The sequence below is a fragment of the Brevibacillus sp. AF8 genome, from assembly GCF_021270385.1.
Lineage (GTDB): Bacteria > Bacillota > Bacilli > Brevibacillales > Brevibacillaceae > Brevibacillus.
Genome location: NZ_JAGQDN010000008.1, coordinates 190,382 through 209,729 on the forward strand (window position 1 = coordinate 190,382; position 19,348 = coordinate 209,729).

Sequence of the window (19,348 nt, forward strand, 5' to 3'; positions counted from 1 at the left end):
CGGCATGCGCGGGGAATCATGCACAATCCCCCTATTTTACCGCATTACTCGTCATGTGTTCAAGTGTTCTCGCTTTGGTTCATGTGCGATACCCACATCCGTGTTGTTGCTTTCCCATTGGACAATAAATTGTTCCAGACGATTCATCAACCTGACGATGCGCTGCTTCTCGCCCATGCATGCTGAAATAGCAGAGAGTTGGTTCGTGGCAAAAAGCTCGACCACTTCCTTCTCCATTTCTTGAAGGCGAATCCGATAGCCCGCGATAACCTCGCGCAGGATGGCAAATCTCTGCTCTAACCGGATCGTAGCCTCAAGTTGACTCATTGTTGCTCACTGGTCGCTAGCACCTGTTGAATGCCAAGTACGATCTGCTCATGCTTATGTTTCTCTTTCATGAGCACTTCTATAGCTTGCATATTGCTTTGTTGAAAATGAGCGACAACTTCTTGGGACATTTCTTGGTTTCTTGTCTCCAAGCGGCTGATAGCTTCTTGCATCAGTTTTTGTACTTCCTCGAGAACTTGCTGGTTGGTAATGGTAGACATAGTAGCTTCCTCCTTAGTAAATAATCGTTCTTGTTGTTCTTCCACCTGGTGTAAGGGATTCGCTGGTTCTTCCGATGCAATTTCTTCTGAGACGGACTCGCTGTTTCCTATCGATACAGAAGGGGCAGCAACAGCAACCTCGAGGGCCGCCTGCTCTTCCTTGGAATCTTCGCTACGAGCAATGATGTACATGGTATCACCGTCAATGCGGAAGCGGTCATCTTGCGCTGGGAGAAAAGCAGCATCTGCAGCAATGCCTACTTCCTGCTCCAGAAAATGGACTAATGTGCGAGCAGAAACCTGCGTAATGCCATTGTCGCGGCAAAACTCATACACTTGGTCATTGCCCAAAGTCCACTCTGCCAAAAACCATCTGCTGTCGCCTTGATATTGCACAAAGCGAGGATCGCGTTCCAATTGCAGCATACGAAGAATCTGATTCCAACCAAACTGCGTTTGACGACGCAGCTCTGCGACAATTTGCTCAAGCTTTTTTGGTGTTTGGCTATCGCGCAAATAGCGATGAGCCAAGTCGTACACTTGATGCGGCTGGTGAGTGACCTCTACGATCGCCTCTGAGCTTCCAACTCGCACTGGAGACTGCTCCATGTTCAACACTTTATCCAGTATTGTCTTGCAGTCCAGATCCAAAAAAGCATTCAGCTCATTCGCTTCCATCCGGGAGCAGATCTCCGTACGTGGAAGGGAGCGCTCACCGGGCCGGAATACCTTTTTTACAATACTTGGTAGGGTATAAGTTGGCCGTTTCATTGCACTTTCTCCTTCTCGTGATCGGCATTGTTTGCCAAATCAAATGGGAATCAAGAAGTTATTCTACAAAAAGAAAAAAAATCCTACCTGCCTTGAAGTGTTTATGAATTCCGATAATGATGAAAAGGAAAACCCGACGTGGCTTCTACACCATATCGGGTATTGGTTATTGGGTAGCTTTCCATTCCAGCCAGGTTTCCTCCACCGCACCCGTTGCAGCATCAATCTGCAGAGACTTGGCATCGGCTGTCGGTAAATAGGCCAGCTGCGGCAGTTTCGCAGAATGCGTCCCTACCTTCGGATACCAGTAAGCCAAGCGCAGATTTGCTTCTTTGACATACGCATCCTTTGCTTTCTCACCCTTCACAATACCGTCTTTACTGAAGGTAGCAGGCATGGACGGCAGGTCATTTACTTGAGCAAGGACTACATTGCCCTTCTTTGCGTCCACTTCCAGGTAGAACAGTGGTCTCTTGGTAGGGATACCGTCAATCTCAGGGTGAAAAGCAAAGCTACTGATCGGCCGCACCAGATTTTGATCTGCCCAACCTGGCAGATTTTCTACAAGACTCGTCTCCTTTACAAAGAAGGATTGTTCTTTGGACGATAAGTATTTCTCCACAAATTGTACGGCGATGTTTTTTGCCTCATCATGCGTGAGCGGCTTCTCAAGCTCCTTTTCTACGGGACCGTCCAGTTTGAATTCAATAGGTGATTTTGTTTTACGGTCGAGCGTAATCCACGCGCTTTGATACGAATTCGCATTCCATTCATGGCGATCGATATCACTGTTTTTATACTTTTTGTCCGCTTTTACATTTTTGTACGTGCGTTGATTCAGCTTCAGGCCAAAATCCTTTTCGAGCATCTGCTCCATTTTTTTCGTATCTCGCCAGACTCCCATGTCTGCTGTTCCTTTGATTTTCATCGTCTTATTCGCTGTTTTATAAACAGATGGAACTTCTTCACCAGACAGAGCATCTATTGTTGGCAATTGGTCAGGGACGTAAACGAGCTTGCCCGCTGACTCATCGTAGACCAATTCCAAGGATACCTTGTCTTGCCACTCCTTCATTGCCTTCTCTAGCGGTACAGCCTTGCTTGGGTCCGCTACTTCTCCTGCGGTTGGAAGCTTTAGCTTTTCTTGCTGAAAATGGACAACCTGACCCTTTGCGTCAACCATGACCCGCGCTGTCTCTTTATCCACCCATGTATTGTTCAACTGTGGGTAGACACTGACAACGGCCAGATGATCCAGCTCAGATGCGCGATCGAAAGAAAGCATCGCTTGCGGGGAAATAACATGATCAACTGTTATGTAATTCCGGATAAAGTCCACAGCCTTTTGATAGGCTTCCTTTTGATTGATTTTGGTTGTTTTGTCCCGATTCACATCATACAGGACAAAACTGGTCAAATCTCCTTTTGCATTTGTGGAGATAGTGAGCGTTGTATTCGTGGTAATGACACTCCTTCGGTCCGAAAGATTAATGACATACCCCGAGTTGCTTGTCCCTCCGTATGAGTCCACATGAAGGTCTTTCATGAGAGGCACATAGTCCTCTTTCAATTCTGTTAACAAGTGGACGATGTCTTCTGGCAACTCAATCGGTTCCAGACTCGATTTGCCATCATACGCATAGGAAGACAACGGATGCAGAAGTGCCACTGGTGTCGTGACCATGCTGACTGCCAAGACAAGCATGGCAGCTCTGTTTCGCTTTTTCATAGGAATACCTCCTCATTACAAGACATTACTGTTAAGACGAGCTTCCTGCAAAAACGTTTCTGATTTATCTAAAAAAAGCCAACTGCTTCGTTTTGCTTGGCAGTTGGCTTTTTGTTCCATGGATTAATACCCGCGCCAGACTTTTCGTCTAAGCACGCCAGCATACGCCCATTCCTCTTCTTCCGGCATGTCCGCTAGTGTTTGGCTCAAAGCGTTCATTTTGCTGTCGATCTGGTCCAGGTAATGGAACATGACAGCTGTAGGCGTTTTTCCGGATACAGCACTTCCCCAGCCGTTCTCTACCTCTCCATGATGACTCAAAATGCAATGCTTCAAATGCAGAACCTCCGCGTCCCCTAAAGAAATATCGAGCTTGCGGCAAATGCCGCTTACCATCTCGACTCCCATGACCAAGTGACCAATTAGCTGACCTGGCGTGGTGTAATCCGGAGCGATGGGATCAGATAGCTCGTACAGTTTTCCAATATCGTGCAAGATGCAAGTCGCAATCAGTACATCCCTGTCTACTTGGGGATACAGTGGCAAGAGGCTCTGTGCCGCTGTCAACAGAGAGACGATATGCTCGAGCAAACCGTGATAATAGTTGTGGTGCATACGAACGCCAGCCGGATAATGGCGAAGGCGATCCTGAATCTCCTCTGTTGCCAACGCTTCTTGAATAATGGCCTTGAGCGTGGCACTCCGCAGGCTTTCGACTGCATGGGTAAGCTTTGTCCACAGTTCATCTACTGGAACGGGCGAGATCGGAATAAGCGACTCCATCTGAACTTCGTCTGAAGCGGCAGCCGGTCTGATCCGTTGAATCACTAGTTGCTTTTTCCCACGGTACATTTGGACGGCAGCGTCGATCTTCACGACAGACTTGACGTTAATCCATTCCTTCATTTCTGCATTGACATCCCACAGCTTTGCCATGATCGTACCGGAGCGGTCTCCCAGCTCCAGATTTAAGTATTCACTCTGATTACTCGCTACGCCCGCTTCCTTGTTTTTGATCAGGCAAAAGGCGACAACACGCTCTCCCTCTTGATAATCCAATAAATATTTCATCTATTTGCCCATCCTAGCTTATTTTTTTCGGAACAGGGTTTCTTCCAGCTTTTTCACTATTTTTTTGCCGACCAAATCATCCGCTGATCGAATCACCTTCGTAATGACGGCCAAGAGGTCTTCTTCGCCATTCCAATGCTCGCGTACAATCGACTCATCGATATCCACCAAAATCTTGCGCAAAGCATAAACAGCCAGAATGACGTCGTCCAGAAGTCCGAATCCGCCGACTAATACCTCTGGAATAAAATCAATCGGCGTAATGAAGTAGGCAACCGCTACACCCGCTAACGCTTTTGATTGAACACCTACGCGCTTGTCCAGCAGAAGGCGGGCCAAGAGAACAAACAAATCTGGTGCAAGCAAAATAAAGTTGGCTACAGAATCATTGACTCCCTTGTCTTTAATGAACGCTTCGATTTTTTCACGCAATTTATCATAAAATCGCTGATGTTTTTCCGGTAATACTACAGGAACCAGTTCGGTTGGCTTGTGAACCACAGGCAGTAGATTTTCGTTGCGGTTTTCTTCACTCATTCTGATCCCTCCGTAATTGCTTTTTTACATTTGCCTTGTGCCTGAAATACGACCAGGCTGCGATCAATGCCAGCAAAGCGATAAAGAAGATCGCAAGGTTACGGGCAATCAAATCAAACAGCTCATCCCAGCGTTCTCCTAATTGCCAGCCCAGCGTCACGAAAAGCAAGCTCCAAAATAGCCCACCCAAATAGGTATAGAGCATGAAAGTCGGAAATGGCAATCGCGTGATCCCGGCAAAATAGGCCGTAAACTGGCGAACACCAGGGATGAAATAGCCTAACGGAAGCGCCCATTTACCGACGCGATTAAACCATTCTTCCGTTTTTTTGTAAACGGTATAGCCCATCCCCAATCGTTTTCCATATCGTTCGAGAAAAGCGTAACCTAATGTTCTGCCGATCCAGTATGCCACCGTCATCGCCGTGACAGAACCGAGAAAGCAGACGAAAAAAGTAGGCCAATAATCCAATTTTCCCGTTGAGACAAGAAATCCGGAAAAAACGAGCAGCGTTTCTTCAGGCAAGGGCATTCCCAAAATTCCTAGAAAGAACAATCCAAACAAGGCGCCATACCCATATTGCGAAATATAGTCACCAAAGGTTCCCATTACACCTTCCACGAATGTCACCACTTTTCCAGCAAGCTGCCCTCTTCCATTATGCCAAAAGAAAGGCGCATTCACAAATCAGAGCTCCTATGGCAACTATTAATTTTTGCCAATTGGGAGATACTCTACAACAACAACCAAAAAAACGAATCCAGCTTCACCATTCGCCATACCCTTAGGGAATTTTGCGGACAAATGACTTGGGACAAACGAGGGATAGCACGGATGTGGAAAAAAGCATATCGAAAGCTAAAATTCGAATACTACAAGGTGCTGAGAATGAAAGGGGCTCCAGCTTTTGTCGCCCGCGGATTTTCGCTCGGAATCTTCATTGAGTTCATTACTCTGCCTACTTTTGGCATCGCGTTTCTGTTGCTTTTCCCGCTATGCAAGCTGTTTCGTGCCAGTTTGCCTGCTGGTTTGGTTGCGTTTGTCATCGGAAAGCTCATCTTACCGCTTTTCATTCTTTTCAATTACAATATTGGATACGTGTTGATCGGCAAACCGTTACAAGGGCATTCGAACCATCACGAGTCTGGGATGCAATGGCTTGTCTGGGTGAGGGAAAAAGGACTTGTCTTTTTCACCGGGAGTGCCATCATGGGGCTTTTTGTCGCGTTCGCGAGCTACTTTCTCGTTTTAACTGGCCTTCAATGGTATCGCCGCAAGAAACTACGGCGCTCATTACCTGAGGAAAGTCCTAATCCCTAATTGCTCGAACGAAAAAGACCGGTCCGACAATCGATGTCAGTCCGGTCTTTTTTGCTCGCAATGTTATGCAAAGTAGCCTTTATCGTGCAGGTGCTTCATGATTTCGGCAACAGTTTTGTCTTCTTTCAAGAGCTCCACGGTTACTTCCACTTGCTCTGGGGACAAACCGTTCGCTCCGAGGCTTTCCTTGATCAACACGTCGTTAGGGCGACGGAAGTACGTTTGCAACGTACGCTTCACACGTCCTTCCAGACTTGTTCTCAGCATCAATTCAGTCGTAGACATCTGTTCCACCTCTTTCCTAGAAAGATTTGCGTAACCCCTATTATCTTATAAAACCGTGGAATAATCAACCTTTCTGCGAAAGAGCTTCCTTGCATAGTTGATCCCAGTTTTGCTCATGGGAAGAACGGAGATGTTCATCGATCGATACACCATCATACGTCAGTTGGGAAAACTGTTCTTTGAGTACATCTTCCTCTACGTTATTGGCGATACCCTCGAAAACAACTGCACGTGCATCCAACAAATACTGGCGATCCCGTTCAATCCGATGCAGGATTTCCTCGCGTCCTTTGGCAGGTACTCCGTGCCCAGGAATGACTTCTTCCACTTCTCCTTGGAGAACCAACCGTTCGATCTTTTCCAGACTTTCTAAATAGGCACCGCTGTCATCGATAAACGGAAACTCCAAATTGGATAGCATGTCACCGACAACAAGCAGCTTCTGCTCCCGGAACAAGGTCGCCATCTGATCGGCTGTATGTCCTGGTACAGGCAAGAAAAAGACTTCCTGCCACTCTTGTGCATCGTCCACTAATTTCGTGAATGTCGGCATTCCTACTTCATACGATCTGACCACGTAATACGACCCGTCAAACTTTTTCGCTTTGTTTAGCTTACTCTCGATCCGTCCATCGGTCAGGATTTCCTTTTGCGCAATGACTGTGGCATCCGAAAACTTGCCTACTCCGACAACATGATCCCAATCTCCGTGAGTGAGGACAAGTACGAGCTCTCTTCCATTCCTCTCACTTTGCACATAGTCAGCAATCGCCTCTATCTCATGAGGAAAATAGGCCGGATCAAACAAGTAGAGACGTTGCTCGGTTGCTACGACTGCACTGGTCGTTTGCCATAGACAACTTGTAAACAGCTTGTAGGATTTTGCCATATCTATATGCCTGGCATGATATTGCGCTTATGCTCAGAGATTCGATGCAGGTAATCGATGCGTTCTTTGGCTTCCGGTCGAGTTTCCCCTGTAATCAGCAAACGATCCAGATCCTCATAAGTGAAACCCATCTCCTGTTCATCCGTCTGTCCTTCCCACAAATCGGCAGAAGGCGGCTTCGTGATGATTTCTCCAGGCACCCCGAGCTCAGCAGCAAGAATTCGCATCTCATGCTTCGTCAAGCTAGCTACTGGATTAAAGTCGGCAAGACCGTCTCCGCCTTTTGTCATATAACCAACATGAATCTCGCTGCGGTTGCACGTATCCGCTACCAAGTATCCTTTTTGGTTAGCGATGGCGTACAGCACTGTCATGCGCAAGCGAGCCTTTGTATTTCCCTTTGTTTTGTCATCAAGCCCAAGTACACCCTCGATCGCAGGTACCAAAGCATCGTAGGCAGGCCCTACATCTACCGTGTGCAAATTCAATCCAATCGCTTCAGCAAGTCGCTTGGAATCTGTTTCATGAACGGTTTGCGAGTAAGCAGGCAACCAAATGCCAATGACGCGTTCTGAACCTAATGCACGCACACACAGCGCTGCTGTAACGGCACTGTCAATCCCACCAGAGATACCAACGACTGCACCGCCAAGGCCATTTCCGTCAATTTGCTCACGAATAAAGGCAATACGTTTTTCCACGTCTTCTTTTACATGAATCTGGTAGTTCGCCAGATGTTCTTGAAACTTGTCCACGCTACCTACCCCCAAGGTTGATTATTTCTTCCTCATCCTACCATGCCGTTTTCGGTGTGGCAATTGGCGCAGAACAGGACTACACTATATACTATAGAGAGTTCTTGACTAACGAGGAGAAGGAGAGAGTCGATGATTATCCTCAAGACACCTGAAGAAATTGAACTCATGCATGCAGCAGGTCAGATTTTGGCTGCTTGTCATCGTGAGATTGCCAAGATGATTCGTCCAGGCATTTCTACCTGGGAGATTGATCAATTCGTTGAAGAATTTTTGGCTGAAAATGGCGCGACCCCTGAGCAAAAAGGGTTTCATGGATATCCTTATGCCACATGCGGTTCAGTAAATGATGTCATCTGCCATGGCTTCCCGAAAAAAGAGCCTCTGCGTGATGGCGATATCGTTACCATCGACATGGTTGTTCGCAAAAACGGTTGGCTGGCTGACTCCGCTTGGTCTTATGAAGTGGGAACCGTGTCTCCGGAAGCGAAAAGACTGCTGGAAGTCACTGAAAAATCGCTGTATCTCGGTATTGAGCAAGCTGTCGTAGGCAATCGGATCGGCGATATTTCACACGCCATCCAAACGTATGCGCAAGCACAAGGCTACTCCGTCGTGCGCGATTTTACCGGACATGGTATCGGTCAGGAAATGCATGAGGAGCCGTTCGTTCCTCACTTTGGCCCTCCCGGGAGAGGTCAACGCCTCAAAGAAGGCATGGTCATTACCATTGAACCCATGCTGAACATCGGGACGTATCATGCAACGGTCGATGAAGATGGTTGGACAGCACGTACTCGCGATGGGAAGCTGTCCGCTCAATACGAGCACACCCTCGCTATTACCGCGAATGGACCTCTTATCTTAACAAAACAATAAGGATGTACGAAGAGCCCTTGCATTGTCAGGGCTTTTTCTTTTTCTCCCAATGTGCTCTGTCGCACATCCAAACGTTGACATCCCTTCTGCCGCTCCGTATGATTCAAGTACGCTTTGTTACTACTCAGTAACAAACTTATCCGACCAGCAACCGCTAAGCACAAGGAGGGTTCCATCCCATGTCCGATACAATCTCATCTAAGCAACTGCGAGATATCCCATTGTCTGTTCTCGATTTGGCACCTATTACGGAGGGTAGCAACGCTGCTGAATCGTATAAAAACAGTCTCAATCTGGCGCAACAAGTGGAAAAATGGGGCTTTACACGTTATTGGCTCGCCGAACACCACGCAATGCCCAGCGTAGCCAGCTCTGCCACCTCCGTTCTCATTGGTTACATTGCCGGCGGCACCAGCAAAATCCGTGTAGGTTCAGGCGGCATTATGCTGCCCAACCATGCTCCACTCGTGATCGCCGAGCAATTCGGGACATTGGAGTCCCTCTATCCAGGCCGGATCGACTTAGGTCTAGGACGGGCACCCGGGGCGGACCAGCGAACAGCACGTGCGCTACGCCGCGATTTGCGGGTTGGCGGAGAGGATTTTCCAGAGTTATTGGAGGAGCTGCGTGAATATCTTCGTCCACGAACAGACGAGTCGGCATCAGCCATCCGCGCTATCCCTGGCGAAGGTCTGAACATCCCGATCTGGCTGCTCGGTTCCAGCGATTTCTCAGCGCGACTCGCGGGCATGCTCGGATTGCCGTTTGCTTTTGCTGGGCATTTTTCACCGAACTTCACCTTGCCCGCCTTGCAGACGTATCGCCATTGTTTCCGTCCATCGGAAGTACTGGATCAGCCATATGCCATGGTTGGGGTCAACGTGATGGCAGCCGATACGGATGAGCTCGCGAATCGACTCGCCACTTCCCATTACCAGGCATTCTTAAATCTCGTCCGCGGTGATCTCAAGCCAATCCAACCACCTGTGGACAATATGGATGAACTGTGGAGCGAATTCGAAAAACTGTCTGTCCAAGCTCAACTGCGTTCCTCCATCATTGGTAGCCCTGTTACCGTGAAAAGCAAACTGCAAGAGTTGCTCGATGCCACAGGAGCAGATGAGCTCATGATTACAACGCAAATGTACCATCATGCCGACCGTGTGCGCTCTTTTGAAATTGTCGCCGACGTCTGGAAGTCCTGAATGGGGGATGGTATATGACGGAAGCAAAACGGCCTCGCGTGCCTCGTGAAAAAGCACAAGAGATCATCTTGAACGCTGCTGAAGAATTGTTTTATCAAGAAGGGATCCATGCCGTCAGTGTAGACGCCATCGTTGAGCGTGCCGGAATGAATAAAATGAGCGTCTATCGGCAGTTTTCCTCGAAAACAGACCTGATTCTCGCCTACATGAAGCGCAAGCAAGACGTTTTTTGGCAAGAGTGGGAAGAGAGCATCGCCAAACATCCCAATCGGCCACGAGAGCAACTTATTCAGTTTTTTGCTGATCTGGCTGCGCGCGCGTCCAACGAGCAATTTCGCGGCTGTTGCTTTATTAATATAGCTGTCGAGTTTCCTGATCCGGTTCATCCAGTTCGCGAGCTGGTTTGCTCCCATCAGAAACAAATCCGCGACGCTTTTTTGGAACGCACGACTGCCCTTGGCGCTGCGAATCCATGCGAGTTGGCCTATACGCTGATCTTGTTGATGGAAGGTACTTACGCGGATAGCCAGACGTACGGAACCGATAGTGCAGCGATCCGCATGGTTCCTGGCATCGTAGAAAAAGTTTTGGACCAAGCGCTTCCCCATTAAAAAAGTGGCTCCCTGCCTTCTTCCGGCAGTTGCCACTTCCTCTTTTTGTCGCTCATGAAAGATGCTTAGCGCTGAGCACTGGTCGCATACTTTTCTTGTTTCGCCGTCATTGCTTCTAATTCTTTGACGTCTTGTTCCAAGTCATGGATGTCTTCTTCAATCAGTTTTTTCAGATGTTGCTTTTCCCGCAGGATTTTGCGGGTTTGCTCCAAACGCTGATTCAAATCGAACACGCCGAGATACACTGCTTTTCCCTCCCTATGTAGGTTTTCCACCTTATATGTTATGCAGCGATTTCCGGAAGTTGCCGACCATTTTTTTGGTAGGATCAAAATAGGTAAACGTGAAAAGAGACTTCCCTTGAGCGTAATGCCCAGGAAGTCTCTTATTTGCTTTAAAGCCCTTTGTATTTGCCCAATTCTTCGCGCAGGCGATACACTTCCTGTACCAAGGCACGCTTTTCCAGACGGTCAATCTCTTGATCCAAATCATTCATACGTGCATGTCCACTATATGGCGCATCATACATTGGGAAGCTGTCAGAAGCGTATGACCACTGCTGTTCTTTTGGCATGATCATTGCCATCAGCAAGTAAAGCAGAATCGGTACTCCTGTAAAAACAGTAAGAACGACAACTCCTATACGTACCAGCGTAGAGTCAATGCGCAAAAACTGCGCAACCCCACCACAAACTCCAAATAACCGTTTATCATGATGCGAACGATATAGTCGTCTTTCCATCATTGCTTCCACCCTCTCTACAGTATCCGCTTGCCTTGTATCTACAGGATACCCGATAGGCGATTTCGGTAAAATGGTCCGTAGAGGGATTTGTCCTCCGTCGCTGGACGGAGATCAATCATTTGACAGGTGGCTCATAAACGGGACGTGGACGATCAAACTGTTCGCCCAGCGTCGCATACGTATGACCCGCTAATCGGCTGACGGGTGCAAATGCTGTAGCATCAATCCGTCCTGCATGATACAACTCATCCACTACATGTACATGCACCACTTCCCCGATAATCAAATCCGAAGTCGTTGGACTCCCTAATTCCACAATCTGATGCAGCTTGCACTCAAAATGGATGCGGGATGCACGCAGCCTTGGCACCTTGACGCGAACGGATGGTGCGACTTCCAGCCCCAATGCCTCTACCTCACTGATCTGCGGTGGATAATCAGCAGAAGTCTGATTGACTGCATCCACATTGTGTACGTCCACCATATTGACCACGAATTCTCCCGTTTGCATGATGTTTCGTGCCGTATCTTTTGGGACACTTCCCGGCTTGCGCATGACCGCAACCGAGACCATCATCGGTTCAATGCTGGCAACATTAAAATAACTGAAAGGAGCGGCATTGACGATTCCTCCCTCCGCTAACGAGGTAACCCAAGCGATCGGCCGCGGGACGATACACCCGATCAAAAGCTTGTATTTTTCCTGCCGCTCAATCTCATGAATGGCGATTTCCATTGCGTTTTTGCACCTCTTTCTATTCCTTCGGTGGCAACCAGCTTGCCATGTATGCGTCATCCTCAATTTCCAACGCTTGCTTTGTGACGTGTAGCGGGTGGAATGTGTCCAGCATGACAGCCAGCTCCTGCGTTTCTTTTTTCCCAATGCTCGCCTCTACCTTGCCTGGATGCGGCCCATGTGGAATCCCCATTGGATGCAGGGTGATAGACCCCTCATAAATCCCTTTTCTGCTCATAAAATTGCCATCTACGTAGTATAACACCTCGTCACTTTCTACATTACTGTGATAGTAAGGCGCAGGGATCGCTTGCGGATGATAGTCGTACATCCGCGGAACGAATGAGCAGATGACAAAGTTTTGACCGGCAAAGGTTTGATGGACAGGTGGCGGTTGATGAATGCGTCCAGTAATCGGTTCAAAATCATGAACACTCAGTGCATACGGATACAAATAACCGTCCCACCCCACCACATCGAACGGATGGAAGTCAAAGAAGTAGCTGTAGACCACGGACTGGCGTTTGACTCGCACCTCGAAGTCTCCGCTTTCCACATGCGTCACCAATTTTTCCGGTACACGAATATCACGTTCACAAAACGGCGAATGTTCCAATAATTGACCATGCTCGTTGCGATAACGCTTTGGTGGCACGATCTCATTCTGGGACTCAATGACAAGAAAACGACTCTGCACAGACGGTACTATCCGGTAGGTCGTGCCAATCGGAATGACAAGGTAGTCGCCAGGCTTGTAAGTGAGCGTACCGAAAATCGTTTGCAGCTCTCCCTCACCTTGATGGACAAAAACAACTTCATCCCCATCTGCATTGCGATAAAAGTAATCCATCGGTTCTGTTGGTGCGCACACAGCCATGACGACGTCGTTATTCCCCAGCATGTAGCGACGTCCGAAAATCGGGTCTCCGCCCGGCTGAACATCAAACGTTTTAAAATGCTGATGCTTCAAATCAACCTGCTCCACATATTCCAAGCGGACGTCTGCGTATTTGCGCGTCTCCCTCACTTGGGTAGGCGGATTGTGGTGATACAGAATGGATTGAATCCCGGAAAACCCTTTTGTTCCCATCACTTGCTCGCGGTACAGTCCCCCATCCGGCTTGTAAAACGTCGTATGCCGCTTTTTTGGAACTTCCCCCATTCGTTGATAAAAAGCCATACGTTCCTTCCTCCTTTTTTCATCCTTATTCACAAATCGTATTGCGAAGCACACCGAGGCGTTCCACCTCTAGCTCCACTACATCACCTGGCGCAAGCCAAGCATACTGCTCTGTTCCCAGCTCCAAAATGCAGCCAGTCCCTACTGTTCCCGATCCGATAACATCTCCGGGATACAAGAAGCAATCCTCCGAAGCACGGGCAATCATTTCTGCGAATGTATAGTGAATGTCCTTGAAGTTTCCTTTTGAATACTCTCTGCCATTAATGCGTGCCACCATTTCCAGATTGTAGCGGCTGCCCTTCTCGCCTGTGATGCGTACATCCGCAAGCTCCTCCGGTGTAACCAGCCAGGGACCCATGGACGTTGCGAAATCTTTGCCCTTGGCTGGCCCCAAGCCAACCTTGACCTCCTCCCGTTGTATATCCCGGGCGCTCCAGTCGTTTAAAATACAATATCCAGCGATGTGCTCTTCCGCTCGTTCTACTGGAATGTTTACTCCAGCTTTTCCAATCACGCAGGCAATTTCCAGCTCATAGTCCAGCCACTCGGTTGCTTTGGGTCTGCGAATATTCGCTTGCGTCCCCGTAAAAGCTGCTGCATTCGAAAAATAAAAGACGGGGAAATGGTACCATTCGGGCACCATCGGAAGTCCGCGTTTGGCTCGCGCTGTCTTCACATGAGCCTCGAAGGCGTAAAAGTCACGAAAGCTGGCGGGACGCGGAAGTGGCGAGCCTAGCTCGACTTGCTCCAAATCCCAGCCTTCCTCTGCCTCGTACGCGGTTTGAATAACGGGTAGCCAGTTTGCCCACTCCTCGAGCAAACCTAGCACTGTACTCGGCGCCCCCGGACACGCATGCGCAATATCTTTGACTTTTCCTTCGCGCACGAGCCCCGCTCGCCAAGCATCCCTTTCCCTTTCTCGATAGGAAACCAGCTTCATGAAACCCTCTCCTTCTCTTGGGCAAATAAGAAAACCTATATCGAGGCTTGCTCAAGGATGAGCGACCGCGTATTAGCGGAATGTTTTCCGTACTATCGGAAAGAAACCCGAAGAGGTGTATGCTTTCCGATATGATAAGAAAACCCAGCTCACCCCCAAGGCAATTCCGGCGCATGACAAATAAAAAGGGAAGCCCTCTTTGTCAAAACGATCCGAAACAGGCATCAGGCGCAAGCTGGGTCTCGTCTGCTACTGAAAAAAATCTTTGCGGGATTTTCCCCCGCAGACAGCCAGCTATTCTCTGTTATGTTTCCACATATTTGAATTGAATTTCTTCTATCATATCGAAAACGCTTACAGCTTTCCAGAGGGAAATGACGAAATTTTTCGCCTAAGTCATTTCCTTGCATGGATCATCGGGAAAAAATTGTTGAACTAGCTGTTCCATATCACTTGGCAGCGGCTCCTCCCAGCTCATCGCAAGACCGCTGCGCGGATGGACAAAAGATAGCCCCCATGCATGCAAAGCTTGTCTGCCGATATGCTCCCGTTCTCCTCCGTACAGATCATCTCCGGCGAGTGGGTGCCCTTTACTGCTCATATGTACGCGAATCTGATGCGTGCGCCCCGTCTCCAGCTTTACCTCGACAAAACTCATACCTTCCCCTCGGGCAAGCACACGATAATGGGTAACAGCCGTCTGCCCATCCGGTCTTACCTGTCTGGTGATAAACGAATTTTCCGCAAGGCCAATCGGCGCATCAATCGTACCTTCGTCTGACTCCACGATTCCTTGAACAATTGCTCGATAAGTCCGCTGCAACGTCCGGATCTGCTGCATACGACTGAATTGTTCATGTGCCCATTGATTCTTGGCTACGATCATCAAGCCTGATGTATCTTTATCCAAACGGTTCACCGCTCGGAACTTTCTGTTTTCGCCACGACTTTTCCAATAAGCGATCATCCCGTTTGCCAAGGTTCCGCTAGGATGATTTCCTGTCGGATGAACAACCAATCCCGCTGGCTTTGCAATGACCATCAAATCCTCGTCCTCGTAACGGATGGAGAGCGGCATATCCTCTGGCGCGACGGTCTCTTCCGCCTCTTCTTCAACCATGACTGCTATTTTATCGCCGGCTTGCAATTTTTCGTTTACAAATACGAGGACGCCATTCCGTGTAATAGAGCCTTTAAACTTGGCACGAATGAGCAAGCGCCGCGATACACCATACCGCTTTTGCAATACTTCTCGCACGGTTTGCCCTGCATCTGCCTCATCAACCGTGAAGCTAATTAATTCTTCCAGCATGTTGTCTCTCCTTTAAGTCTTCCCTTCTCCTCAGTATAGCAAAAAACGATCAGGCTGTTTGGCCACGACCGTTTGGATGTCTATCATATGTTGTCTTTCACTTCGATAACAAATGCATGACCTGCATCGCCTTGGGTCCACTGACCGCGAACATCGAACAAATACCAGCCCGGCTGTTCGGGTGCCTTCCACTGATTGCCGTTTTCCACTGCTTGCTCAACTTCTTTCACGCCGTCCCATTGGGTTACCTTGAGCGTATTTGCAGTTGGCTGCTGGGCAAAAGTGATAGTCAGCGTCGCCCCGGGCTTTACTTGCAGGGGTGCAGGCTTTTGCTCTGCGACGAGTTCCGGTGGTGCCGCCGTATCCTTGCAGATCGCCTCGCTATTATAGCTCCAGCAGGAAGATGCCGGCACCGTCGCAGCTGTTTTTCCGCGCCATTCAATGACTGGCTGTGGTGGTTCCGCAAGCTGCGCAGTCCCTTGCGCGGACGATCCATTCCCACACCCCGTCAATAACAGTGTCGCTATCAGAAATAGTTGACCAAGCCATTCTACCTTTTTCATCCAATCACCTCAAACCTATGACGCGACAAAAAAGGGATTCGTTTCATCCGACTTGGCTCCGGTCGATCATTTCCTTATGATTGCCAAACACTTGTTGGAATCGAAAAAGAAGTAGAGACCTCTTTCAAGTAATCATCGAGCTGTTCTGCCGGATTTTGGATTGGCTTGCCATGGCATACTTCCAAATGCCGTGGTCGCAATTGGCGGACGATCAGACTGCTTTTGAGTGCTTGCGCCATATCCGCCGTAAACATCGGCATGGGACGATGCAATCTGCCGTGTTTGGAAGTAAACAAATCTCCCGCCAAAAGCACTCCATCCTTTTCGTGAAAATAAACCACATGCCCCGGAGAATGACCGGGTGTCAGATAAGGTTGCAGCCCGCCAACGGCAGCTATATTTCCTTCGGCATCCTCTGGCAAAGGCTGCGCCAAGCCAGGCTGTACGTTTGCTTCCAGCTTTTTACGACGAGGATATAGCTCTTTCCCTTCCATATACGGAATCTCGATTCGATGCGCATAGACTGGTACAGATTCTGCCTCCGTGATTTTTTTTACCGCCCCAACATGATCCGAATGACCATGCGTCAGCAAAATTCGCTTGAGTGGTCCTGCATTCAACTGCTTGATAAAAGCCATAATCCGTTTCGCCATAAATGGCATTCCTGCATCGATAAGTGTAACACCATCCTCCTCCCTGACAATCCAGACCCGCAAAGGAATCAACAACCACGCTTTGATACACCAAATGTTCGCTGAGATTTGCTCCACTCTGATCATTCTTTCGTCACTCCCTGTTCATTATTTTTTGACTGCCTGCAAGAAAAACATCTATGGATAAAGCGAATGTAGGGGCTAGCCTTTCCATCAAGCTGTCCAATGGTTCCTCGGAATGTGTATACGTACCGACGATGCCATGCAACATGTAGAAGTATATCCGTGCATGGGCAAGCGCTTTTTCTTCCTCTATCTCGCTTGGCAAGCAACGTCTTACAGCCTCCCTCAACAAACCAAACAATTGATTGCGCAGCGTTTGCAATTCTTTTTCCGGTTCCTCTACATCAATCCGAGAGGCTTTGATCATGAAGAATAAGGTATACATGGTTCGATTGCGCAAGCAAAAGTGGATGAACTGACTGCTGATTTCCCGCAGAATCTCTTCTGGTGTTCTTCTTTGTTTGGACAGTGTTTCTTCCATTTGTAGAGCCAAGCTCTGCAAAGGTTCTTTAGACAGATGATGAAGCAGTGCTTCTTTGTCCTTGAAATAAATATAGAGGGTTGTATGGGAACAGCCGGCTGCTTTGGCGATTTCCCTGATAGATACCGTATCAAAGCCTCGGGTAGCGAAAAGGTCTGCTGCCGCCGTCAAAATGGCCCGTTTCGTTTCTTCCGAGCGTATTTCCTGTTTGCTTGCCATGCGAGATATTCAGCTCCTTACCTCTTTTAAAATTTTATAACCGATGGTTAGTAACCGTTGGTTATAATATAACCACTGGTTATAAAATCCGTCAAGACTAATTTTCCCACTTGCTGCAAATAAAAAAAACTCCCTTCTCGTCCTTGGACAAAAAGGGAGCTTACTTATGAAAATTGCTTATTTCGCAGCTTGTGCAGCAGCAATCGCAGCTTCGTAGTTTGGATGCTCACCAGCGGCAGCCACATACTCAGCGTGTACAACCTTGTCGTTTGCGTCGATTACGAATACAGCGCGAGACAAGAGACGGAATTCTTTGATCGCTACGCCGTAAGCTGTACCGAAGCTCAGGTCTTTGTGGTCAGATACTGTTTTCACTTTGTCGATGCCAGCAGCACCGCACCAGCGGTTTTGCGCGAATGGCAGGTCAACGGAAACAGTCAGCACAGTAACGCCTTCCAATTTCGCAGCCTCTTCGTTGAAACGGCGAGTTTGTGCATCGCACACGCCAGTGTCAATAGAAGGGATTACGGAGATGATGCGAACAGTGCCTTTGGAATCTTCCAAAGTTACAGGGGACAGATCGCCACCTACTACAGTAAAGTTAGGAGCAGTATCTCCTACTTTGATTTCAGGACCGAGCAGTGTTACAGGACCACCTTTGAATACAAACGCGCCTTGACGCTCAACAGCAGTTGTCATGATTTCTTCCTCCTCACCAAATCTTTCAGTATGTACATCAATTATCATACCCTATCATTCACTTTTTTTCACTATGCCAATAGTAGAAATTACAGATTCACTTGCACTTTCCCGCTTCGCTTGGCTTGGACCTCAGCGATTCGCTTCACTTCATGCTCATACTCCCAATCCGTTTTCGCATTCAGTTCATGACAGCGCATCAGCGCGTGATAGAGGGCAAATGCAAAGGTCACCTGCTTCATTTCGTACCGCGTTCCATAAGCTTTCGGCAATGCCGTGTTGATAATCTCAATTTGATATGTGGCTTTTTCCCGCTTGTCCCTGACTGGCACGATATACCCCATACGCTTTAGGACATGACCGTAATCGAATTGTCCTTCATCGTCAAAATCAATGGTGTCGTCCGATGTTGCCAAATACTCCAGCAAGGTCCCCATATCGAGCGTATCGAAGCAAGCGGGCTGTGGCATGGACAAAACTGAGCCGTCATTGTTTACAAAATAAATATGGTCGCGATAATGAAAGATCAGTTCATCTTCTGGAACTTCGTCGGCAAACATCCAGTGATTTTGCGGAATTAGGTAACGCCAGATTTGTGCGGGTTCACAATGGAGTAATTCCATGGCAGGGTCCCTCCTTTTCCCTACCAGTTTTGGCAAAACTAGCACTGGCTATTCAGGCAGCTCCTGCATGTAGCGTCGCCAATTTCCATCCGCAATGTGCACCCCTGTTTGCTTGACCATGTCTTGATCCAAATAACGATAAACAAAGACATTCACGACCTGACCTGTTCCTTCCATGGTCGCTGGAATGATGATCCGTTCATATTCATTGCGCGGATCACCCTCGCCATAGTACGTCTCCAGCTCGTCCAGTCCAGCTAGCGCTTGCTCGTACACGTCAGGGGCAAACGTAACGATCTCCCCCACAACCTCCTGCTCTCCTTTCAGCAATCCCGGATAGCCTGCCGGTAAATGATAGATCTCACCTTGAATCGTCGCAGATGTTGCCTCATGTTGATACGGTTTCACGTAATTCCTATGATTTCCAAAGCCCGCCAAAAGTGTGCCGTACACAAATACAGGCAGCTTGTCGTTCTGATTGTTCACGCTCATCCATCCTCCTGTGATCGAAAAAAGTGTGTCTTGCGTCG

Annotated in this window: 25 protein-coding genes; 4 read left to right on the forward strand and 21 right to left on the reverse strand. The window is 48.4% G+C overall.

Features of this window, described 5'->3' with window-relative positions:
* Window positions 1-51: 51 nt before the first annotated feature.
* The 6 genes from KB186_RS13360 to KB186_RS13385 all read right to left on the reverse strand — a co-directional run bounded on the left by KB186_RS13360 (window position 52) and on the right by KB186_RS13385 (window position 5,266).
* Entirely contained in the window at window positions 52-327 is a 276-nt protein-coding gene (locus KB186_RS13360) for a hypothetical protein (RefSeq protein WP_173612276.1), read from the reverse strand.
* Entirely contained in the window at window positions 324-1,319 is a 996-nt protein-coding gene (locus KB186_RS13365) for a hypothetical protein (protein WP_173612275.1), read from the reverse strand. The genes KB186_RS13360 and KB186_RS13365 overlap by 4 nt, the downstream gene beginning before the upstream one ends.
* A gap of 166 nt (window positions 1,320-1,485) precedes the next feature.
* On the reverse strand, window positions 1,486-3,048 hold the full coding sequence (locus tag KB186_RS13370; protein ID WP_173612274.1) for a YcdB/YcdC domain-containing protein: 1,563 nt from the start codon (window positions 3,046-3,048) through the stop codon (window positions 1,486-1,488).
* 123 nt (window positions 3,049-3,171) lie between these two features.
* The gene (locus KB186_RS13375; protein WP_173612273.1) at window positions 3,172-4,119 is read right to left on the reverse strand and encodes a 3'-5' exoribonuclease YhaM family protein; all 948 of its coding nucleotides are present in this window, start codon (window positions 4,117-4,119) and stop codon (window positions 3,172-3,174) included.
* 18 nt (window positions 4,120-4,137) lie between these two features.
* Window positions 4,138-4,656, reverse strand: a complete 519-nt coding sequence (locus KB186_RS13380) for a YkvA family protein (protein WP_173612272.1) — start codon at window positions 4,654-4,656, stop codon at window positions 4,138-4,140.
* Window positions 4,649-5,266, reverse strand: coding sequence for a DedA family protein (locus tag KB186_RS13385; protein ID WP_255688732.1), 618 nt, complete (start codon window positions 5,264-5,266; stop codon window positions 4,649-4,651). The genes KB186_RS13380 and KB186_RS13385 overlap by 8 nt, the downstream gene beginning before the upstream one ends.
* 225 nt (window positions 5,267-5,491) lie before the next feature.
* Here KB186_RS13385 and KB186_RS13390 point away from each other — a divergent pair, with 225 nt between their 5' ends.
* Window positions 5,492-5,977, forward strand: coding sequence for a DUF2062 domain-containing protein (locus tag KB186_RS13390; protein WP_173612271.1), 486 nt, complete (start codon window positions 5,492-5,494; stop codon window positions 5,975-5,977).
* Window positions 5,978-6,040: 63 nt separating this feature from the next.
* On the opposite strand, the gene KB186_RS13395 is transcribed toward KB186_RS13390, so the two are convergent.
* From KB186_RS13395 to nadE, 3 genes are all read right to left on the reverse strand, one after another.
* A complete protein-coding gene (locus KB186_RS13395) occupies window positions 6,041-6,262 on the reverse strand; it encodes a hypothetical protein (protein WP_232773779.1) in 222 nt (73 codons plus the stop codon).
* A gap of 64 nt (window positions 6,263-6,326) precedes the next feature.
* Window positions 6,327-7,151: an MBL fold metallo-hydrolase gene (locus tag KB186_RS13400; RefSeq protein ID WP_173612270.1), complete on the reverse strand. Its 825-nt coding sequence runs from the start codon at window positions 7,149-7,151 to the stop codon at window positions 6,327-6,329.
* Window positions 7,152-7,153: 2 nt separating this feature from the next.
* Window positions 7,154-7,906, reverse strand: coding sequence for an NAD(+) synthase (gene nadE, locus KB186_RS13405; protein ID WP_173612269.1), 753 nt, complete (start codon window positions 7,904-7,906; stop codon window positions 7,154-7,156).
* A 132-nt stretch (window positions 7,907-8,038) separates the two neighbouring features.
* On the opposite strand from nadE, the gene map reads away from it, so the two are divergent.
* The 3 genes from map to KB186_RS13420 all read left to right on the forward strand — a co-directional run bounded on the left by map (window position 8,039) and on the right by KB186_RS13420 (window position 10,601).
* Window positions 8,039-8,785: a type I methionyl aminopeptidase gene (gene map, locus KB186_RS13410; RefSeq protein ID WP_173612268.1), complete on the forward strand. Its 747-nt coding sequence runs from the start codon at window positions 8,039-8,041 to the stop codon at window positions 8,783-8,785.
* Between the two features lie 179 nt (window positions 8,786-8,964).
* Window positions 8,965-9,990, forward strand: coding sequence for an LLM class flavin-dependent oxidoreductase (locus KB186_RS13415; protein ID WP_173612267.1), 1,026 nt, complete (start codon window positions 8,965-8,967; stop codon window positions 9,988-9,990).
* Between the two features lie 14 nt (window positions 9,991-10,004).
* Window positions 10,005-10,601, forward strand: a complete 597-nt coding sequence (locus KB186_RS13420) for a TetR/AcrR family transcriptional regulator (RefSeq protein ID WP_232773780.1) — start codon at window positions 10,005-10,007, stop codon at window positions 10,599-10,601.
* A gap of 65 nt (window positions 10,602-10,666) precedes the next feature.
* On the opposite strand, the gene KB186_RS13425 is transcribed toward KB186_RS13420, so the two are convergent.
* From KB186_RS13425 to KB186_RS13480, 12 genes are all read right to left on the reverse strand, one after another.
* The gene (locus tag KB186_RS13425; RefSeq protein ID WP_047068559.1) at window positions 10,667-10,846 is read right to left on the reverse strand and encodes a hypothetical protein; all 180 of its coding nucleotides are present in this window, start codon (window positions 10,844-10,846) and stop codon (window positions 10,667-10,669) included.
* A 149-nt stretch (window positions 10,847-10,995) separates the two neighbouring features.
* Window positions 10,996-11,346 carry a PspC domain-containing protein gene (locus KB186_RS13430; protein ID WP_173612265.1) on the reverse strand — a complete coding sequence of 117 codons (351 nt, stop codon included), beginning with the start codon at window positions 11,344-11,346 and terminating at the stop codon, window positions 10,996-10,998.
* A gap of 115 nt (window positions 11,347-11,461) precedes the next feature.
* On the reverse strand, window positions 11,462-12,082 hold the full coding sequence (locus KB186_RS13435) for a flavin reductase family protein (RefSeq protein WP_173612264.1): 621 nt from the start codon (window positions 12,080-12,082) through the stop codon (window positions 11,462-11,464).
* 19 nt (window positions 12,083-12,101) lie between these two features.
* Entirely contained in the window at window positions 12,102-13,262 is a 1,161-nt protein-coding gene (locus tag KB186_RS13440) for a homogentisate 1,2-dioxygenase (RefSeq protein ID WP_173612263.1), read from the reverse strand.
* A 25-nt stretch (window positions 13,263-13,287) separates the two neighbouring features.
* Window positions 13,288-14,205: a fumarylacetoacetate hydrolase family protein gene (locus tag KB186_RS13445; protein WP_173612262.1), complete on the reverse strand. Its 918-nt coding sequence runs from the start codon at window positions 14,203-14,205 to the stop codon at window positions 13,288-13,290.
* A gap of 391 nt (window positions 14,206-14,596) precedes the next feature.
* Complete coding sequence (locus KB186_RS13450; RefSeq protein WP_173612261.1) at window positions 14,597-15,517, reverse strand: RluA family pseudouridine synthase; 921 nt, start codon at window positions 15,515-15,517, stop codon at window positions 14,597-14,599.
* 83 nt (window positions 15,518-15,600) lie between these two features.
* Window positions 15,601-16,080, reverse strand: coding sequence for a hypothetical protein (locus KB186_RS13455; RefSeq protein ID WP_232773781.1), 480 nt, complete (start codon window positions 16,078-16,080; stop codon window positions 15,601-15,603).
* A 74-nt stretch (window positions 16,081-16,154) separates the two neighbouring features.
* Complete coding sequence (locus tag KB186_RS13460; RefSeq protein ID WP_232773782.1) at window positions 16,155-16,859, reverse strand: MBL fold metallo-hydrolase; 705 nt, start codon at window positions 16,857-16,859, stop codon at window positions 16,155-16,157.
* Between the two features lie 7 nt (window positions 16,860-16,866).
* Window positions 16,867-17,496 carry a TetR/AcrR family transcriptional regulator gene (locus KB186_RS13465; RefSeq protein WP_173612258.1) on the reverse strand — a complete coding sequence of 210 codons (630 nt, stop codon included), beginning with the start codon at window positions 17,494-17,496 and terminating at the stop codon, window positions 16,867-16,869.
* Between the two features lie 177 nt (window positions 17,497-17,673).
* Window positions 17,674-18,195, reverse strand: coding sequence for a thiol peroxidase (gene tpx / locus KB186_RS13470; protein WP_015892342.1), 522 nt, complete (start codon window positions 18,193-18,195; stop codon window positions 17,674-17,676).
* Window positions 18,196-18,284: 89 nt separating this feature from the next.
* Window positions 18,285-18,818, reverse strand: coding sequence for a hypothetical protein (locus tag KB186_RS13475; protein WP_173612257.1), 534 nt, complete (start codon window positions 18,816-18,818; stop codon window positions 18,285-18,287).
* A gap of 48 nt (window positions 18,819-18,866) precedes the next feature.
* On the reverse strand, window positions 18,867-19,310 hold the full coding sequence (locus KB186_RS13480; protein ID WP_232773783.1) for a gamma-glutamylcyclotransferase family protein: 444 nt from the start codon (window positions 19,308-19,310) through the stop codon (window positions 18,867-18,869).
* Window positions 19,311-19,348: the final 38 nt, after the last annotated feature.

Excerpts from the sequence above, each read along its gene's own strand:
- KB186_RS13360 (WP_173612276.1), bottom strand. The coding sequence starts at position 327 with ATGAGTCAACTTGAGGCTACGATCCGGTTAGAGCAGAGATTTGCCATC.
- KB186_RS13365 (WP_173612275.1), bottom strand. The coding sequence starts at position 1,319 with ATGAAACGGCCAACTTATACCCTACCAAGTATTGTAAAAAAGGTATTC.
- KB186_RS13370 (WP_173612274.1), bottom strand. The coding sequence starts at position 3,048 with ATGAAAAAGCGAAACAGAGCTGCCATGCTTGTCTTGGCAGTCAGCATG.
- KB186_RS13375 (WP_173612273.1), bottom strand. The coding sequence starts at position 4,119 with ATGAAATATTTATTGGATTATCAAGAGGGAGAGCGTGTTGTCGCCTTT.
- KB186_RS13380 (WP_173612272.1), bottom strand. The coding sequence starts at position 4,656 with ATGAGTGAAGAAAACCGCAACGAAAATCTACTGCCTGTGGTTCACAAG.
- KB186_RS13385 (WP_255688732.1), bottom strand. The coding sequence starts at position 5,266 with ATGGGAACCTTTGGTGACTATATTTCGCAATATGGGTATGGCGCCTTG.
- KB186_RS13390 (WP_173612271.1), top strand. The coding sequence starts at position 5,492 with ATGTGGAAAAAAGCATATCGAAAGCTAAAATTCGAATACTACAAGGTG.
- KB186_RS13395 (WP_232773779.1), bottom strand. The coding sequence starts at position 6,262 with ATGTCTACGACTGAATTGATGCTGAGAACAAGTCTGGAAGGACGTGTG.
- KB186_RS13400 (WP_173612270.1), bottom strand. The coding sequence starts at position 7,151 with ATGGCAAAATCCTACAAGCTGTTTACAAGTTGTCTATGGCAAACGACC.
- map (WP_173612268.1), top strand. The coding sequence starts at position 8,039 with ATGATTATCCTCAAGACACCTGAAGAAATTGAACTCATGCATGCAGCA.
- KB186_RS13415 (WP_173612267.1), top strand. The coding sequence starts at position 8,965 with ATGTCCGATACAATCTCATCTAAGCAACTGCGAGATATCCCATTGTCT.
- KB186_RS13420 (WP_232773780.1), top strand. The coding sequence starts at position 10,005 with ATGACGGAAGCAAAACGGCCTCGCGTGCCTCGTGAAAAAGCACAAGAG.
- KB186_RS13430 (WP_173612265.1), bottom strand. The coding sequence starts at position 11,346 with ATGATGGAAAGACGACTATATCGTTCGCATCATGATAAACGGTTATTT.
- KB186_RS13435 (WP_173612264.1), bottom strand. The coding sequence starts at position 12,082 with ATGGAAATCGCCATTCATGAGATTGAGCGGCAGGAAAAATACAAGCTT.
- KB186_RS13440 (WP_173612263.1), bottom strand. The coding sequence starts at position 13,262 with ATGGCTTTTTATCAACGAATGGGGGAAGTTCCAAAAAAGCGGCATACG.
- KB186_RS13445 (WP_173612262.1), bottom strand. The coding sequence starts at position 14,205 with ATGAAGCTGGTTTCCTATCGAGAAAGGGAAAGGGATGCTTGGCGAGCG.
- KB186_RS13450 (WP_173612261.1), bottom strand. The coding sequence starts at position 15,517 with ATGCTGGAAGAATTAATTAGCTTCACGGTTGATGAGGCAGATGCAGGG.
- KB186_RS13455 (WP_232773781.1), bottom strand. The coding sequence starts at position 16,080 with ATGAAAAAGGTAGAATGGCTTGGTCAACTATTTCTGATAGCGACACTG.
- KB186_RS13460 (WP_232773782.1), bottom strand. The coding sequence starts at position 16,859 with ATGATCAGAGTGGAGCAAATCTCAGCGAACATTTGGTGTATCAAAGCG.
- KB186_RS13465 (WP_173612258.1), bottom strand. The coding sequence starts at position 17,496 with ATGGCAAGCAAACAGGAAATACGCTCGGAAGAAACGAAACGGGCCATT.
- tpx (WP_015892342.1), bottom strand. The coding sequence starts at position 18,195 with ATGACAACTGCTGTTGAGCGTCAAGGCGCGTTTGTATTCAAAGGTGGT.
- KB186_RS13475 (WP_173612257.1), bottom strand. The coding sequence starts at position 18,818 with ATGGAATTACTCCATTGTGAACCCGCACAAATCTGGCGTTACCTAATT.
- KB186_RS13480 (WP_232773783.1), bottom strand. The coding sequence starts at position 19,310 with ATGAGCGTGAACAATCAGAACGACAAGCTGCCTGTATTTGTGTACGGC.